An 18285-nucleotide genomic window follows, 5' to 3' on the forward strand; every position below is an offset into this window, starting at 1 on the left:
GTCAATAATATTTAAATAAAAAAGAAAATTCAAATTATGGAAAATTTAGGCTATTTTGTATCGCAAAACTTATTGTTTTGTTTGTCTTTTATACTTCTGTTAGCAATTTATATAATTTTTGAGCTGACTCAAACTAAAAAAGCTCAATATACTTTGTCTGTTGCGGATGCTGTTATTACTGTAAATAGAGGTAAAGGCGTATACCTAGATACAAGAGATCAAGAGAGTTTTACGAGTGCTCATATAATTGGGGCTCATAATATCAAGTTAGAAGAAATTGCTCAAAAGCATAAAAAGTTAGCTAAGTACAAGTCTAAGCCTATAGTTATATATGGAGACGGTGCCGAAAAAGCAATGCATGAGTTACGCAAAGAAGGCTTTGAACAAGTTTTTGTACTTAAAGGTGGTCTATCAGCATGGCTACAGGCAAGTTACCCTGTTAAATCATTATCAAAATAAAAATATTAAGGATCATAGAATGGATCAGCAAGCACAACCACAGTTTCAAATTCAAAAAGTTTATGTAAAGGATATGTCTTTCTCTATTCCTAATTCTGATAAAATCTGGACTACAGCATGGAAGCCAGAGTTGCATACAGATCTGAAAATCGAAGCGACACAACTACCAGAAGAAAATACTTATGAAAGTATTTTAACTCTTGAAGTGAAGGTTGAAAATGAAGGTGTGGTTGCTTTTGAGGCAGAGGTTAAGCAAGCAGGTATTTTTACAGTATCAAATATGCAAGAGGCTCAAATTGAGCATGCAAAAAAAGCATTTTGCCCAAATATTTTGTACCATTATGCACGTGAAGCTATTTCTGATTTAGTCAGTAGTGGCGGTTTCCCTCAGCTTTGTTTATCAGCTGTGAATTTTGATGCTATGTATCAGGATTCATTAGAAAAGCCTGTCGATGATAAGCAACACTAAGATTACAATAGGAGTTTGAGTTAGTTATGAGTAAAGAAAAAGCTCTAGAGTCAGCGCTCTCACAGATTGAGAAGCAGTTTGGTAAAGGCTCTATTATGAGATTGGGTGATCAAGAGACAGCTCATGATATAGATGTCATCCCTTCAGGTATTATTGCTCTTGATGTTGCATTGGGCATAGGAGGATATCCTAAAGGGCGTATTATTGAAATATATGGACATGAATCATCTGGTAAGACTACGCTTACTCTCTTAGCAATTGCACAGTGCCAAAAACAAGGTGGTACAGCAGCCTTTGTTGATGCAGAACATGCTCTAGATCCTAAGTATGCTAAGCTTTTGGGTGTAAATGTAGATGATCTGATAGTTTCTCAGCCAGATACCGGTGAGCAGGCATTAGAGATTGCAGATATGTTAGTTCGTTCTGGAGGAGTTGATATTGTAGTAATAGACTCTGTTGCAGCACTCACTCCTAAGGCAGAGATTGAAGGTGATATGGGAGACTCTCACATGGGCCTTCAGGCAAGACTAATGTCTCAAGCGCTTAGAAAATTAACAGCAAATATCAAACGCTCAAACACTTTGGTAATGTTCATTAACCAAATACGTATGAAAATCGGGGTAATGTTTGGCAATCCTGAAACTACCACTGGTGGTAATGCTCTTAAGTTTTATGCTTCTGTTAGGTTAGAAGTTAGAAAGGGTGGAGCTATTAAAGATGGTGTAGATGTTAATGGTAATGAAATAAAAGTTAAAATTGTTAAAAATAAGGTTGCTCCTCCATTTAAGCAAGCTGAGTTTGAGCTCATTTATGGAGAAGGTATCTCGCTTGAAGCAGAGCTTATTGACCTTGGTGCTAAACATGGAATTGTAGAGAAGTCTGGCGCTTGGTATAGCTATAAAGGTAAAAAGATTGGTCAAGGTAAAGAAAAATCAAAAGATTACCTTAAAGAAAATACAGTAGAACGTGATGAGATAGAAAAAGCTCTTTTGGAACTTTTATTGCCACATAAATATGCTGTAGAAGAACAGCCTCAAGAAGAGTCTAAACCTGCAAAGCAATCTAAGTCGAAACAAGCTACACAAGATGAGCTTATCTAAAGAGAAAAATTATCTTTTATATCTACTTGCTAAGCAAGATTATTCCCGCAAACAACTTTCTGATAAGCTTACGACTCGTGATAATATTTCATGCGATCAAATAGTGGCTCTATTAGATGAGTTTGAAAAGAATAAGTGGCTATCAGATGAGAGATTTGCGCGAGTGTTTATAATGAGTGAAATTGCTAAGTATCGAGGCAAACGAAGAATTATAAATACAGCTGTTTACCAAAAAGGTTTGTCACAAGAATTAGTAGAGGTTTTTTTACAAGAGGCTGAGGTCGACTGGATTGATATTTGTCATCAGTGTTTGCATAAGAAATATAAAGATCTAAGTAAGCTACAAAAAGATTTGAAATTAAAGCAAAAAGCGATTAATTATCTCTTATATAATGGCTTTGATTTTGATGAGATAAATTTTGTAATTAGTGGGAAAATTTAAGTAGATAAGTTTTATTCTTAAACTTTTTTACTGTAAGCTTTATTATTAGAAATATTAAAAAATATAGGAGTTAAAGATGGCCAAAGGAACAGTAAATAAGGTTATTTTGTTAGGTAGATTAGGTAATGATCCAGAAGTTAGAACTACTCAAAACGGTACTACAGTAGCTACACTAAGTATCGCAACTAATGATGGTATGGGTGAAAATATAACCACTGAGTGGCATAGAGTTGTTGTGTTTGGTAAGTCTGCAGAGGCTATCCAAAGATATGCAAATAAAGGTACACAACTTTTTATAGAAGGTAGGCTTCGTACTAACAAGTGGCAAGATAAAAACGGTAATATGCAATATACTACAGAAGTTGTTGTTAGTAATTTCCAGTTTGTTGGTGGTGGTAATTCTCAGGGTAGTTCAAACTACCAAAACAACCCTAATCCCAACTTTAATCAACAGCCTAATAATAGTTTTGCTCAAAATAATCAGCAACCAGCACCAAAACAAGATAAAATGCCTGATTTTGCTGAGATTAATTCATCAAACTTTGATGATGATATACCATTTTAATCATATATAGAATCATATCGAAATATAGTGTACTAACTGTCACTACTCACAAGATTATTATATAATATAGTTACTTCTTATTTTATTCTTCAATTCATTTATGTCATATATATTAGTCTTAAATTGTGGGAGCTCATCAGTCAAATTTGCGCTTATGAATCCCCAAACATCAGAGTCACTTGTTACAGGTCTTGCCGAGAATATCGGAGCTAGTAATTGTAAGATAACTTTTAAAGCTCAGCAGAAAGTTCATAAGCTTATAGAAAATGGTAAGTACAAAGATATTTTTGAGCTTTTAAAAGATTTTTTGGTAGAGAATAATTATTTAGAAAAAATTTCTGCGATTGGTCATAGAGTAGTTCATGGGGGTCAGTATTTTTCAAAATCTGTAATTATAGACAAAGATTCATTACAGAAGATAAAAGATTGTATACCTCTAGCGCCTCTACATAATCCGGCGCATATTGAAGGTATCACATTTTGTCAGCAGATTTTTCCAAATCTACCTCAAGTAGCAGTATTTGATACAGCATTTCACCAAACTATGCCTGAGTATGTTGCAGAATATGCGATACCTAGAGAGCTAACGTGTGAGCATAATATACGTAAATATGGCGCCCATGGAACTTCACATAAGTACGTTTCTCAACAAGCTGCAAAAATATTAAATCAAGATGCTGCTAATGTGATAGTTGCTCACTTAGGCAATGGTTGCAGTATTACAGCTGTTGTTAATGGTAAAAGCATCGATACAAGTATGGGGCTTACTCCATTAGATGGGCTTGTCATGGGAACTCGTTCTGGCTGTATAGATCCTAGTGTTTTTGCATATATCTCAGATAATCTTGGCTGGAGTATTGCAGATATCACAAATATGCTAAACAAAAAAAGTGGTCTATTAGGAATCTGTGGTCATAGTGATATGCGAGAGGTTTCTGAGCTTGCTGATAGAGGTGATAAACTAGCTAAGCTAGCTATTGAAATATTTTGTCATAGGATTGCCAAATTTGTTGGTAGCTATATGATCTATTTTAAAGACTTTGATGGTTTGGTTTTCACAGGGGGGATTGGTGAGAATGCCATTAATATTCGCGAAAGTGTAGTTTCTAAGTTAGCGAATATAGGTTTTGAGATAGATGATGCTAAAAATGTGAAATCAGAAACATTTATAAGTACAGGAAATAGTCATAATATAATGGTTATTGCAACTAATGAAGAGCTTATGATAGCTCAAGAAACACAAAGTTTGATATAAGAGTTTGCTATGAAAAAATCAATATTTATCCTTCCAACATCAAAACATACGGGTCTTAGAATTTTGGCAAGTAGCGTGGTATATGCATTACAGCAGAAAGGATTAAAAGTTGGCTCATTTCATCCTATTTACGATATGGGTATGAGCATTGAACAGATAGAATCGTATTTGCTTAATAATCGTGTAAAAGACTATGTTGAAATCGTCATAAGTAAGTTTTATGAGAAGTGTCAAGATTCGGATTTTGCTGTAATATCGGGCCTATTTAGGCAAGGTAATAACTACCATAGGTTATATCCAATAAATGCGGTTGTTGATGAGTTGAATATAGAGATTATAAAAGCTCTTGGTTTGGAAGTGATAATAGCTTCATACCATGGTAATAAGCCTATAGATGATATCAATGATGAGCTTGATTATGTTATGCGAAGCCTGCCTAAGCAAGTTAACATTATGGGTGCTGTAATTACAAAGTTAAATGCACCTTATGATGATGATGGAAGAGTTAGTTTTAGTTTGACTGAAGAAGATATTACCTATGACAAACAACAGCATGTAAGTATAGAGGAGCTCAAAGAGTTATCAGTATTTAAACAAAAAGGGTTAGCTCTTTTGGGTGTGGTTGAGTGGGATAAAGAAAGAACTTCGCCAAGAGTGTTAGACATCAAAAATATTCTTAAGCTGAAGCACATATCAGAGGTTGGCTTAGAGGCTCGAGTTGAAAGGGTAATGATGTGTTCGAGAGGAGTTGATAATTTTATAAGTGATTTGACTCCAAATTCTCTGGTTATAACTGCTGCTGATAGATCTGATATCTTAGTTACAATTTGCTTAGCTGCGAAAAATGGTATGAAAATAGCAGGAATTATCTTAACAGCTGAAGAATATCTTAATGATAAAGTCAGGGAGTTATGTGTAGAAACTGCTAAAAAAGCAGGTTTAGCAATTCTGACAACAAAAAATAAAAGTGTAAATACAATTTTAAAACTTGCAAATATAGACCTAATGGGAATACCTATTGATGATAAAGAGCGTATTCAAAAAGTTAAAGAAGTAATATCTTCATCTCTAGATAGAGATGCGATAGTTAATTGTATTACTTCAGATGTCACTGAGCATCAGGTGATGTCGCCTCCAGCATTTAGATATCATCTTTTGAAGATGGCGCGAAAAGCTAAAAAGAGAATCATTTTACCAGAGAGTTATGAGCCAAGAACTTTGCAGGCGGCTAAAAACTGTCATGAACAAGGCTTAGCGGAGTGTGTACTTATCGGTGATAGAGAGAAAATCTTTAAAGTTGCTGAGATGAATGGATTTAGTTTACCTGAGAGTATCGAAGTTGTAACTGTTGTCGATGAAGCTGAGGCAAAATACCTAAAAACATTGATGGAGCTTAGAAAGCATAAAGGTTTGTCTGAAAGTATGGCTCGAGATGCTCTGAAAGATCCAATAGTTGTAGCAACACTTATGCTTTATTTGGGTGAAGTTGATGGATTAGTGTCTGGTGCTGAGCATACTACTGCAGCTGTTCTTAGACCAGCATTACAATTAGTCAAAACTAAGCCAAATTCATCATTAGTATCATCAGTATTTTTTATGTGTATGCCTGATGAAGTTATAGTATTCGGAGATTGCGCTGTTAATCAAGATCCTACAGCAGAGCAGTTAGTTGACATCGCGATACAAAGTGCTGAATCCGCTAAGAAGTTTGGCATTGAGCCTCGTGTTGCGATGATTAGTTATAGTACAGGTTCATCAGGTTCTGGGGTTCAAGTTGAAAAGGTGCGTAAAGCAACAGAGTTGCTTAAACAAAGTGCACCTGATTTATTGGTAGATGGACCACTTCAGTATGATGCTGCTATGATCGAGAGTGTAGCGAAGAAAAAAGCTCCAAATAGTCCAGTTGCAGGTAAAGCTACTGTACTAATATTCCCTGATTTGAACACAGGTAACACTGTCTATAAAGCAGTTCAACGAAGTGCAAATGTATTAAGTATTGGTCCTGTATTGCAAGGTATAAATAAACCTGTTAATGATTTATCTAGAGGTGCAACTGTAGATGATATAACTTATACAATTGCGATAACAGCTATTCAAGCAATATAAAACTAGGAGGCAAATATGTCTAACAAGCTTCTAAAAAAAGTGATAGATAAATACTCTTTTTCTGGTGCAAAAAGTTTTGATGTAGTTAATCCTGCTACAAATAAGTCAATTTGTCGTTTAGAAGAGAAATCCTCAGAGTATGTTGAGGATAGTATTCTAGTAGCTAAACATGCACAAAATATATTTAAAAATATTCCTTCAAGTGAAAAGTCGAAGTTATTAGAAAAATGGTTTGATTTGATAATAGAAAATTCTGATGATTTAGCAGAGATTATCACACTAGAGAGCGGTAAGTCTCTCACTGAAGCAAAAATAGAAGTTCGATATGGAGCTAGCTTTATCAAATGGTATGCAGAAAAGGCAAAAAGAATAGATTCACGTGTTTTTGATCCAAATATTAGTAATTCTGAGGGAAGGGTAGATTATTATCCTGTTGGTGTGGTTGCTGCAATTACACCCTGGAATTTTCCTCTTGCGATGATTACTCGTAAGGCAGCCCCTGCAATAGCTGCTGGTTGTAGTGTCATTGTCAAACCTTCTGAGTTAACGCCTTTGACAGCTTTTGCTGCGCGCGAACTTTTTGTTGAGGCTGGAGCTGATGAGAATCTTCTACAGATAGTTTGTGGGGATTCAAAGGTCATAGGTCATGAATTTCAGAAGAGTAATTTAGTCAGAAAAATCACTTTCACAGGATCAACAAGAGTTGGCAAACTCCTAATGCAGCAAGCAGCGGATACTGTTAAGAAAGTTTCTCTGGAGCTGGGAGGTAATGCACCATTTATAGTCTTCAAAAGCGCTAATATCGAAAAGGCTATCGAAGGTTTGCTAGCATCGAAAATAAGAAATGCTGGTCAAGTATGTGTAGCTCCAAATCGTGTTTTTGTTCATCAGTCTATAAAAGAAGATTTTATTGCTAGATTGAAGTCAGCTGTCCTTGATCTTAGGCAAGGTAATGGGTTAGATGAAGGTATTAAAGTAGGACCTTTGATTAATGCCGCAGCTGTCGATAAAGTACAGTCTCATGTTGATAATGCTTTAGATAACGGAGCAAAGCTAGTTTGTGGTGGTAGGATAAATCCAGAGCTAGGAGGCAACTTTTATGAGCCTACTATCCTAGATAATATGCAAGATAGCATGGTTATCAGTTGCGAAGAGACCTTCGGACCAGTTATAGCTATTTTTAGTTTTGAGTCTGAAGATGAAGTTATCCAAAGGGCCAATAATACCAAGTATGGTTTAGCAAGCTATTTTTTCAGTAGTGATATGAATCAGATTAGAAGAGTAAGAAATGCTTTAGCTTATGGAATGGTAGGTATAAATTCAGGAGCTATCTCAAACGAGAAAGCACCATTTGGTGGGGTTAAGCAATCAGGTCTTGGTAGAGAAGGGTCTGATGATGGTATTTATGAGTTTTTGGAGGCTAAATATAGCTTACAAAATTTTATCTAATTATTTTATTATCTGTTCTTATTTTCCTAAATATAAGTGTTTTTTTACTGTAAAATGTTGTTCTTGTATTTAGAATCATGTAATTTAGTTTCATAGCGCTGATTTATTTCAACTTGCGAGCGCTTTATAAGTCCTGCTAAAACGAACATTTCTTTTAAGTTTTGTACCCCCATCGTTTTAGTAGGAGACTTTTTGCAAATAATCAAAAAGTTTGTTTATTAACTAAAAACATGGAGATTTCCAAAAATGAAAAAAGAAAATCTACTTGAGAGGCTAGATAAAGGTCCTGTAATCTGTGCAGAAGGTTTCCTATTTGAGATTGAGCGTCGTGGCTATATGTCATCAGGCGAGTTTGTACCTATGGTGTCATTGGAACATCCAGAAGTTTTAGAGAATTTACATAGAGACTTCCAGCATGCTGGATCAGATATAGTAGAAGCTTTTACCTACAATGGTCATCGAGAGAAGCTTAGGGTTATAGGTAAAGAGCATTTGCTTGAGAAGCTAAATAGAGAGGCGCTTAGAATCGCTAAAAAAGTTGCCGATTCAACACCTGAGGGAGTTCAGCCGAATCTATTGGCAGGTAATATCTCTAACTCAAATATTTGGAAGCAAGGTGATCAAGAGTCTCAAAAAGAAGTAACTAGAATGTTTGATGAGATGATTACTTGGGCTACCGAAGAAGGTGCTGATATTCTGATTGGAGAAACATTCTATTATGCAGAGGAAGCTTTTAGAGCTCTAGAGATTATGAAAAAAGCAAACCTTCCAACGGTATTAACTATAGCACCAATGGCTCAAAATACTATGCGTGATGGTTGGAGTATTGTAGATACTTGTAAAGAGTTGGAGCAATTAGGAGCTGATGTTGTTGGTCTAAATTGTTTTAGAGGTCCGCAAACAATGCTTCCTGATCTAAAGAAAATTCGTGAGGCTGTTAAGTGTCATGTCGCAGGGCTTCCTATTCCATATAGAACAACCGATAGTCATCCTACATTTTTTAATTTGCCAGATAATAATGGTTGTGGTTGTCCAGCACCTCATGGAAGAACTTTTCCAACAGCACTAGATCCTTTGTATTGTAATCGCTATGAGATTAGAGATTTCGCCAAAGAAGCTTATGACTTTGGTGTTAATTATTTAGGAGTTTGTTGTGGAGCAAGCCCTATGTTAATTAGAGAAGTCGCAGACGCTGTTGGCTTAACTGTTCCAGGTAGCAAATATAAAGAAAAAATGGAAAACCACTTTATGTATGGTACTAATAAACGTATTGCAAAACATATGCAAGAGTATGGCAATAAAGCATAAGAGAGTGACAAACTAGTCTAAAGAGCGCTGATTTATTTCAAATTGCGGGCGCTAGATAAAATCTGCTAAAGCGAAAACGTTAATAATATTGTTCTCATCGTTTTAGCAACTAAAAATTATGGGAGCAAAGAATGACCATTATAAATTCTAAAATCGATACTCTAGCTGTTCATGCAGGTAACCCAGGTGATTCAGTAACAGGTGCAGTAACCACACCTATTTATACATCCTCTGTTTATCGTCAACAAAGTCCAGGAGGTGAAAAAGTTTTTGAATATGGTAGGGTTGGTAATCCTACTAGATCTAGTTACGAGCAAGCTATAGCTGAGTTAGAGGGAGCAAAAAAAGGCTATGCTTTTTCATCAGGAGTTGCTGCAATTAATGCAGTATTAGATATTTTAGGTGTAGATAGTCATATAATAGCTACTGATGCATTATATGGTGGTACTTATAGACTATTTGAAGAAGTTAAGAAATATTCATCAGGACTTCAAGCAACATATACGAATCTAAGTGACTTAGATAACTTGGAAGAAAATCTTAGAGAAAATACCAAGATGATATGGGTTGAAACACCATCTAATCCTTTATTAAGAGTGGTCGACTTAGAAAGATTAGGTCAGTTTTGTAAGAAACATGGTTTGATACTTGTTGTCGATAATACTTTTGCTACCCCTTATAATTTAAAACCTATATCTTTTGGTGCAGATATCGTTATACATTCAGCATCAAAGTATATAAGTGGACATTCCGATGTAATTAGTGGAATTGTTGTTGTCAACGATAATGATAAGCTGATTAAGAAGTTAGATCTTATTCATTTAGCCGGTGGAGCAGTATCAAGCCCATTTGATAGCTTTTTAGCTACTAGAGGACTAAGAACATTAGCTTTAAGAGTAAGACAGCATAACTATAATGCTTTAACTCTAGCGAAATGGCTTGAGCAACATCGGTTAGTTAAAAGGGTATATTACCCAGGATTAGAAAGTAGTCCAGACTATCATCTTGCAAAAGCGCAAATGAATGGTTTTGGAGGCGTTTTAAGTCTTGAGCTTAATGGTAGTGATAACTTAGCAAAAGCATTTTTAGAAGAGTTAGAGCTATTCGCGATAACAGTAAGTGCTGGTGGGGTTGAAAGCTTATCATCAATTCCTGCTTTAATGTCTCATTCATCAATTCCTAGAGAGGTTAGGCTTGAGCAGGGTTTAAGTGATGGTTTAATTAGACTCTCAATAGGTATAGAAGATGTAGAAGATCTTAAAAATGATATCGAACAAGCACTTATAAAAGCAACTACAAAGAAAAGGGGTGTAGATGAAGTCACTGACTATAGCCAAGCAGTCTAAATACCCCCAAGGAATGGCTTATCTTTTCTTAACAGGCCTGTGGGAAAGATTTAGTTACTATGGAATCACAGCATTACTAATTCTATATTTATTAAAGTTTTTTGATATCTCTGATGCTAAAACTTATCTTATTTATGGGGCATATGCTTCGATGGTATATGGTACACCAATTATTGGCGGGATTATCGCAGATAAATATATAGGTCAATATAGATCTATAATTATTGGGGCTTCACTAATAGCTTTGGGACATTTTGTGATGATTGTTCCTAATTCACAGCATATTTATTTTTTTCTAGGTTTGAGTTTTGTCATAGTCGGTACAGGTTTGTTCAAGCCTAGTATTGGCGCAATAACAGGGGCATTGTTTACAGATACTGAATACAAAAGAAATGAGGGCTTCACCTTACTCTATATAGGTATGAATATTGGCGCAATAACCGCACCTATTATTTGTTCATATATAGCTGTGACAATTAGCTGGAACCTAGCATTTGGTATTGCTGGGATAGGAATGTTAGTAGGTCTATTTATATTTATAAAAGGTTCAAGATACTATAGAGATGTCAAAGAAAATAAAAATTCGTTAGTAGAAAGATACAAGTTTACAGTAACGATAGTTATGGGTCTGTGTATCTTGACTGGTTTTATTTTTGTCTTACTTGCTTATCCTATCTGGGCAAGTAGAGTTTTATATCTAATAGGGATTACTACATTACTAATAATCCTATATTTTGTGAGAATTTCGGAAGCTAACGATAGAAGTAGGATATATATCACAGTTACACTAACTATTTTCTATATGATATTTATGGTTCTGCTTCAGCAAAGTGGTGGTATGATGAATGTTTTTACAGAAAGGAATGTTAATAGAGTTATATTTGGATTCGATATTCCTGCTAGTGCTTATCAGTCTATAGAGCCTTTCTTCATAATTCTTTTTGGTCCTTTGTATACCTATCTAAGTCGTAAATATGAAGCAAATCCATACACATACCCAACTAAATTTGCTAAGGGACTGTTTATCATGGGACTGTCATTTTTCATTTTAGTTGTAGCGATTCCTTTGACTGCTGAAAATGGTGTAATCTCATCTTGGTGGATAAGTTTAAGTTATCTTTTTGAAGCTTTAGGTGAATTATTTATAGGACCAATAGGCTTGGCAATGGTTAGTGTAGTATCTCCTAAAAGAATGGTAGGGTTTTTTATGGGAGTATGGGTCTTAAGCTCAGCTTTTGCTAACTTCCTAGCTGCAAGTTTTGGTATATTAATTAGTGGTGATGGTAAATCAGTTGCACTTACTCCTGTAGAGACAATTCATATTTATTCAAAAGCATTCGGTTATTTCACTTTGTTAGGATGTGGTGCAGCAATTATTTTATTTATATTATCGCCATTTCTAAATAGAAGACTTAGGCAGTTAATAGTTTAGATTTTTAATTAACCTCGACGCTTTAGTGTGTATAAATCCTTACGTCTATCTCTTAGATTCTTGACACTACCAAATTGATTCAGCTCACGAAGTAGATTGATATCAACATCTGCAATCAGGATCATCTCAGTATTTGGAGTGGTTTCGGCTTTTATACCTGTAGCTGGGAAAGCAAAGTCACAAGGTGTAAATACCATTGATTGAGCATATTGAATATCCATATTGTGAACATTAGGCAGGTTACCCACGCTACCTGCTATAGCAACATAACACTCATTTTCAATAGCTCTTGCTTGTGCACAGTTTCTGACTCTTGAGAAACCATTTTGAGTATCTGTCAAAAATGGTACAAAGAGTATATCCATACCATCTTCAGCGAGTATTCTACTTAATTCGGGGAACTCTGAATCATAGCATATCAATATACCGATTTTACCACAATCAGTATCAAATACTTCTAGCTTGTCTCCACCTTGTAGGCCCCAAACCATTGCCTCATCTGGTGTAACGTGCAATTTTTCATATTTCTCAACAGTACCATCTCTTCGACATAAATAACCAACGTTGTATAGTCGCTCGTCTTTCATCTCAGGCATGCTTCCTGTGATAATGTTGATATTATAAGTTACAGCAAATTCTGAAAATTTATCAGTAATGGTTTGTGTATGTTTTGCTAATTCTCTGATAGCTTCAGGCTCTGATAAATGGTTGTTTTCAGCCATAAGCGGGGCATTGAAAAATTCAGGGAACAATGCGAAGTCAGATCTATAGTTTGATACGGCATTTACAAAGTATTCGGCATGTTGCATTAGCTCATCTAGATTTTTGTAAGATCGCATTTGCCATTGAATTAGTCCAAGACGTACATCTTTTTTGATTGGAGCTGCTTCTTTTGCCTCCTCTTCATAGTAGATATTTGTCCACTTTAATAGTACTGCATAGTCATTAGACTCTATATCACCTTCTAAATATGATTTAACAACTCTGACAGGTTGAAAGTCATTACTCATCTGAAAGCGTAAAACAGGATCGTGTAGCTCTTGTCTTTTTAGTTTGTTGATGTATTGCTGAGGAGTCATCTTATTTGCATACTCATGGTATCCAGGTATTCTGCCCCCAATAATAATGCTTTTTAAGTTTAGTCTCTCGCACAGGTCTTTTCTATAATCGTAAAGCCTACGGCCTAGACGCATACTCCTAAATTCAGGTTTAACGAATAGATCAATACCATATAGAACATCACCCTCATCATTATGAGTATTAAAAGTATCATTACCTGTAATTTCTTTATAAGTATGCTTATGACCAAATTTTTTATAGTCAACTATGATCGACAAAGCACAGCCAGCTAGTTGATCATTAACTTTTATGACGACTTGCCCTTCAGGGAACTTCTTTATTAGAGTATCGATTTGGTGGTCTTCCCAATAAGGATTTCTAATATTGTAAACCTCTATCATAGCCTCTTTGAGTTCTTGATAGTCATCGGAGCTTAGGTAGTCAAGTTTGATATTTTCTACGTTTATCATGTTTATATTTATTTGTTTAAATTAAAAAAAGTAGTAAAAAATATAATACTATAATGCTTTATGCTGTAAAAGCTTTAATAAAATTTAATTTTATATTCTTAGATTAGTAATTTTGTATAATTATCTGACATTTTATTTGTATCAACTTAGTCTTCTTTATTATTTCTTGCTATAATATCGTGATTAAATTTTGTCTATTTATTTTTTAAAAACTTTTAAAGGGTTGATTTAAATGAGAACACATTATAGTTCAGATGTTAATGAGAAGTTACAAAATCAAAAAGTAACAATTTGTGGTTGGGTGCATAGACGTCGCGATCATGGTGGAGTTATTTTTCTAGATATTAGAGATAGAACTGGGTTGGTTCAGCTAGTTTTTAATCCTGAAAGCAAGGCTTTTAAAATAGCGGATAGCTTGAGAGGCGAGTTTGTAATTAAAGCTACTGGTACTGTCAATCTACGTCCAGAAGGTCAAGAGAACAAAAATCTTGCTAGTGGTAAAGTAGAAATCATTGGTGAAGACTTAGAGATAGTAAACAAGTCTAAAACAATTCCATTCCAGTTAGATGATTTTCAAGCAACAGGTGAAGATGTCAAGCTTAAGTATCGCTATATTGATTTACGCCGACCAGAGATGCAAAACAAACTAATTACACGTTCTAAAGCTATTAGATATGTGCGCAATTTCTTAGACGATAATGGTTTCTTAGATATCGAGACACCATTTTTGACAAAGGCTACACCAGAGGGCGCTAGAGATTATCTTGTACCAAGTCGTAATTTTAATGGTAAGTTTTATGCTCTTCCTCAGTCTCCTCAGTTGTTCAAGCAGCTACTGATGGTTTCTGGATTTGATAGATATTATCAAATTGTTAAGTGTTTCCGCGATGAAGATTTGAGAGCGGATAGACAACCAGAATTTACACAGATAGATATTGAGGCTTCATTTATCGATGAAGCTTTCATTATGTCAACTATGGAAAAAATGATTGCTGGATTATTCAAAGAAACTATTGGTGTTGAGTTTAAGACTCCTTTCCAAGTTATGAGTTTTGCTGATGCTATAGATAAGTATGGCTCAGATAAACCAGACCTTAGAATCCCACTTGAGTTTGTTAATATCAAAGAAGATATGGAGAACGAAGAGTTCAAAGTATTCTCTGGTCCAGCAAATGATCCAGAAGCTCGTGTTATTGCAATGAGAATACCTGGCGGAAACGATAAACTTAGCCGTAAGAAAATTGATGAGTATACTAAGTTTGTTGGTATTTATGGAGCAAGAGGACTTGCTTATATTAAGATTAACTCACTATCTGAAGGTAAAGAGGGATTACAGTCTCCGATCGTGAAAAATATTTCTGAAGAGACACTATTCAACGTAATTGAAAAAACTGGTGCCCAAGTTGGTGATGTATTATTCTTTGGTGCAGCTAAAGCCAAGATTGTGAATGATTCAATGGGTGCTTTGAGAGCTAAAATTGGTGAAGACCTTGGCTTGTTTGATAAAGAGTGGGCACCATTATGGGTTGTTGATTTTCCTATGTTTGAGAAAGATGAGAATCGCTTATATGCTATGCACCATCCATTTACAGCTCCCAAAGTTGAGTCTGTAGAAGAGCTGTCAAATATTAATCCTGAAGACTTAAGCTCAAGAGCATATGATATGGTTATTAATGGTTATGAAGTTGGCGGGGGATCTATCCGTATTCATAAAGAAGATATCCAAGCAAAAGTATTTAGTTTACTAGGTATTGCTGATGAAGAAGCTCGTGAGAAATTTGGCTTTATGCTTGATGCTTTATCGTATGGTACTCCTGTTCATGGAGGTATTGCATTTGGTGTTGATAGGTTGATTATGTTACTAACTAATACTACAAACATTCGTGATGTTATCGCATTTCCTAAAACTCAGACAGCTAGCTGTTTGATGACAGAAGCGCCATCTAATGTTTCTCTTGAGCAATTAAATGAGCTTGGTATAGCTGTTAAGAAAGAAGATAAATAATATCTAAGTTAATTCTATTTTTCTCAAAGCCAGAATTATTCATTTTGCTAGTTATCTACTAAGATAAAGTTATTAAGTAATTTAAGATTCTAAAATATCTTTATTGTCGGTTTTTGTCCAGTGAGCATTTGGTTTGTCAATATATTGAAAGTAATCACTAGTGAAAGCTCCCTGTATACAAGTTTCTCTACTATGTCTAAAAGTAGTATTTTCATTACTCATGATTGCTTCCATCACACCAGGACCTGTTAAATACCAAACACCTAAATCAGATCTGTTAGCTTCGATATTTTTAAGAATAATATCAATATATTCTTTGATTTTTGAGTTATTAGGAGCGGCTGCAAAAAAATAGTTAGTTGCGTAGTACTTTTTAGACTCATCTGTTTCTTTTCTGTGCTTAGCTTTTATAAACATTTCGTTATTTTCTTTCAAAAACTTCTCAGGTCTAGCAACAAGACAGCCATCCATATCTATATATAGACCACCATTTTTGTAGATAGCCAATAGTCTCCATAAGTCTGCTTTAGCTGCTCCGACTGTTAGCTTTTTATATGCATTTAGAGCTTCTGGATGATTTTCGGTAATATACTTATCTGCAGCATCATTATCCATGAATCTATACTCATAGCGTGGAGCCATAAAACGATTAAACAGATAGTTTACATATAGCGGTAGCGTTACCCTATTAGTGAAATTTGTTTGCCAAATAACTCTAGGAACATTTGACTCTTTGTTTGTTTTTATAAGTGGTTTGCTGTAGCTTGGAAGAGTAAATCTTTTTTTTGGGAAGATCTTATGAAAAAGCTTGGATACCAGTTTGACTATATTTCCTATAATTCTGATAAATCTACTGCGTATAATATCGACATTTAGCATAAAAATATAAACTATTGAATGTTATAATCTCATCATTATAACATCCGAACTTTTTTTATGTTACTTGAAAATCAGAGCATCAAAAATGCCTTAGTAATTTTTAAATCAAAACCTGCAAAGGTTGTAGAGATATTAGATAAAAAAATAGAAATAGAAACTTTAGACAGTAAGAATATAAAATTACCTGCAAAAAATGTTCAAATACTTACAGTTGTAGACCATGATTTCGATTTGGATAAGCTTGAGAGATTAGAAATTCCTGAGTTAGAGTTAACATGGGAATTATTGCAAGAACAGCAACAAACGTCTATTGATGAATTAAGTGAGCTTCTTTTTGAATCCGTAGGAGCTAATCAAGCTTATACTGTATGGCTTTTGGTTTCAGAGGGAGAGTATTTTAGCTTTAATGATGACTTTACTATCAATATTTATACACAAGAGCAAAAAGATCAAGTAGTCAGGGATAAACATGAGAAGCTCAAAAAAGAGCAAGAACTAAATGATTTTATAGAACGTCTAAATGATAAGACTTTTAATGTCGAAGACACAAAGTTCCTTAAAGAGATAGAGGCTTTAGCAACACTTAAAAGTACAAAATGTCGTTTCTTTAAATATTTAAATATGGAAGAGTCTGAGAATAGTGCGTATAAGCTACTCTTGGATATTGGTTATTGGGATGAATTCTTTAACCCTTATCTATATCGATATGGTGCGGAATTAGAAAGTAATACTACTGACTTTAAGTATAATTCTGAGTCAGATAGTCAGCGTGTTGATCTAACACATCTGACTGCCTATGCTATAGATGATGAGGGTAGTAATGATCCTGATGATGCAATTAGTTGGGATGCTCAACAAAATAAAATGTGGGTTCATATCGCTGACCCTTCTTCTAGCATTAGTTTTGGAGATGAAGTAGATCTTGAGGCTAGAGCACGAGGTTCTAACTTATATGTGCCAGAGCATATAATTACGATGTTGCCACCTCAGGCAACACAAAAGTTAGGTTTAGGTCTACAAGAAATTTCTCCAGCTTTGTCAGTAGGGTTTAGAATTGATGAGTCAGGTGATATTCATGATATTGAGATATGTTTTAGTAATATAAAAGTTACTAGATATTCTTATGAGTTCGTTGAAGAAAATATCTCTAATCTAGAACTTGGAGAAATAGAGGTTTATGCTAAATATTTCACTGATAAGCGTTTGGCAAAAGGAGCGGTAGAACTTGATTTTCCTGAGATAAAAATATCATTAGATAATGATAAGAATGTCAAACTAACTGACTTACCACGCTTAAACTCAAGAACATTGGTACGTGATACTATGCTGATGGCTGGAGTTGCGATTGGACAGTTTTGTAAAGAAAATAATATTTGTGTACCTTTTTCGACACAGCCAGAGCATGATCTTAAACAAGACGATTTAGAGAATATTGACTCAATAGCTGATATGTTTGCAACACGTAAAAAGCTCCAAAGAGGTAAGTACTCTACAGAACCTGATGTTCACGCAGGTATGGGTTTAGATTCTTATGTACAAGTGACGAGCCCTCTAAGAAGATATTTAGATTTACTTGTTCATTATCAATTACGTAATTTCTTAGAAAATAAGCAAATGATTAGTGTTGATGATGTTGATAATATAATTGCTCAAATAGATATTCCTATTAAGTCAAATAGACAAACGGAGCGTTTTTCTAATTCTCATTGGAAATTAGTCTATCTAATGCAGAATCCTAATTTAGAGTTCCAAGCAGCAGTTATTGAAAAATTAGATAAAGGTCGCTTAATGGTTTCTATCGCAGATTTAGCGATGACTAAAAAACTTGCTGTTAGTGGTAAGTACGATTTAAATGATCAAATAAAATTACAAAATACCTCTGTAAACCTTGTTACACAAGAGGCTTTCTTTAAGGTTATTGAAGAGAATTAACCGAGTTCT

15 protein-coding genes are annotated in these 18285 nt (G+C 34.8%); 13 read left to right on the plus strand and 2 right to left on the minus strand.

What is annotated here, in order from left to right:
• The first annotated feature begins 36 nt into the window (after window positions 1–36).
• From FQ699_RS06370 to FQ699_RS06420, 11 genes are all read left to right on the plus strand, one after another.
• Complete coding sequence (locus FQ699_RS06370; RefSeq protein ID WP_146421638.1) at window positions 37–459, plus strand: rhodanese-like domain-containing protein; 423 nt, start codon at window positions 37–39, stop codon at window positions 457–459.
• 19 nt (window positions 460–478) lie between these two features.
• Entirely contained in the window at window positions 479–928 is a 450-nt protein-coding gene (secB, locus tag FQ699_RS06375; RefSeq protein ID WP_146421639.1) for a protein-export chaperone SecB, read from the plus strand.
• Between the two features lie 26 nt (window positions 929–954).
• A complete protein-coding gene (recA, locus tag FQ699_RS06380) occupies window positions 955–2028 on the plus strand; it encodes a recombinase RecA (RefSeq protein WP_013921901.1) in 1074 nt (357 codons plus the stop codon).
• Entirely contained in the window at window positions 2015–2470 is a 456-nt protein-coding gene (locus FQ699_RS06385) for a regulatory protein RecX (RefSeq protein ID WP_013921902.1), read from the plus strand. Before recA ends, FQ699_RS06385 begins: the two co-directional genes overlap by 14 nt.
• A 76-nt stretch (window positions 2471–2546) precedes the next feature.
• Entirely contained in the window at window positions 2547–3035 is a 489-nt protein-coding gene (locus FQ699_RS06390; RefSeq protein WP_013921903.1) for a single-stranded DNA-binding protein, read from the plus strand.
• A gap of 100 nt (window positions 3036–3135) precedes the next feature.
• Window positions 3136–4290: an acetate/propionate family kinase gene (locus FQ699_RS06395; RefSeq protein ID WP_146421640.1), complete on the plus strand. Its 1155-nt coding sequence runs from the start codon at window positions 3136–3138 to the stop codon at window positions 4288–4290.
• 9 nt (window positions 4291–4299) lie between these two features.
• The gene (pta, locus tag FQ699_RS06400) at window positions 4300–6396 is read left to right on the plus strand and encodes a phosphate acetyltransferase (RefSeq protein WP_146421641.1); all 2097 of its coding nucleotides are present in this window, start codon (window positions 4300–4302) and stop codon (window positions 6394–6396) included.
• Between the two features lie 15 nt (window positions 6397–6411).
• The gene (locus FQ699_RS06405; protein ID WP_146421642.1) at window positions 6412–7845 is read left to right on the plus strand and encodes an NAD-dependent succinate-semialdehyde dehydrogenase; all 1434 of its coding nucleotides are present in this window, start codon (window positions 6412–6414) and stop codon (window positions 7843–7845) included.
• Window positions 7846–8091: 246 nt separating this feature from the next.
• Window positions 8092–9153: a homocysteine S-methyltransferase family protein gene (locus FQ699_RS06410; protein WP_146421643.1), complete on the plus strand. Its 1062-nt coding sequence runs from the start codon at window positions 8092–8094 to the stop codon at window positions 9151–9153.
• Window positions 9154–9284: 131 nt separating this feature from the next.
• Window positions 9285–10499: a trans-sulfuration enzyme family protein gene (locus FQ699_RS06415; protein WP_146421644.1), complete on the plus strand. Its 1215-nt coding sequence runs from the start codon at window positions 9285–9287 to the stop codon at window positions 10497–10499.
• Complete coding sequence (locus tag FQ699_RS06420; protein ID WP_146421645.1) at window positions 10468–11931, plus strand: peptide MFS transporter; 1464 nt, start codon at window positions 10468–10470, stop codon at window positions 11929–11931. The genes FQ699_RS06415 and FQ699_RS06420 overlap by 32 nt, the downstream gene beginning before the upstream one ends.
• Window positions 11932–11939: 8 nt before the next feature.
• On the opposite strand, the gene FQ699_RS06425 is transcribed toward FQ699_RS06420, so the two are convergent.
• Complete coding sequence (locus FQ699_RS06425) at window positions 11940–13460, minus strand: carbon-nitrogen hydrolase family protein (protein ID WP_146421646.1); 1521 nt, start codon at window positions 13458–13460, stop codon at window positions 11940–11942.
• 232 nt (window positions 13461–13692) lie between these two features.
• Between FQ699_RS06425 and aspS the strand changes: the two genes are divergently transcribed.
• Complete coding sequence (aspS, locus tag FQ699_RS06430) at window positions 13693–15465, plus strand: aspartate--tRNA ligase (RefSeq protein ID WP_146421647.1); 1773 nt, start codon at window positions 13693–13695, stop codon at window positions 15463–15465.
• 81 nt (window positions 15466–15546) lie between these two features.
• Here the strand turns inward: aspS and FQ699_RS06435 are convergent, their stop codons facing one another.
• Window positions 15547–16344, minus strand: a complete 798-nt coding sequence (locus FQ699_RS06435) for a glycosyltransferase family 32 protein (protein WP_146421648.1) — start codon at window positions 16342–16344, stop codon at window positions 15547–15549.
• Between the two features lie 57 nt (window positions 16345–16401).
• Between FQ699_RS06435 and FQ699_RS06440 the strand changes: the two genes are divergently transcribed.
• The gene (locus FQ699_RS06440) at window positions 16402–18276 is read left to right on the plus strand and encodes a ribonuclease catalytic domain-containing protein (RefSeq protein WP_146421649.1); all 1875 of its coding nucleotides are present in this window, start codon (window positions 16402–16404) and stop codon (window positions 18274–18276) included.
• The last annotated feature ends 9 nt before the right edge of the window (window positions 18277–18285 follow it).

Source organism: Francisella salimarina (genome assembly GCF_007923265.1).
Lineage (GTDB): Bacteria > Pseudomonadota > Gammaproteobacteria > Francisellales > Francisellaceae > Francisella > Francisella salimarina.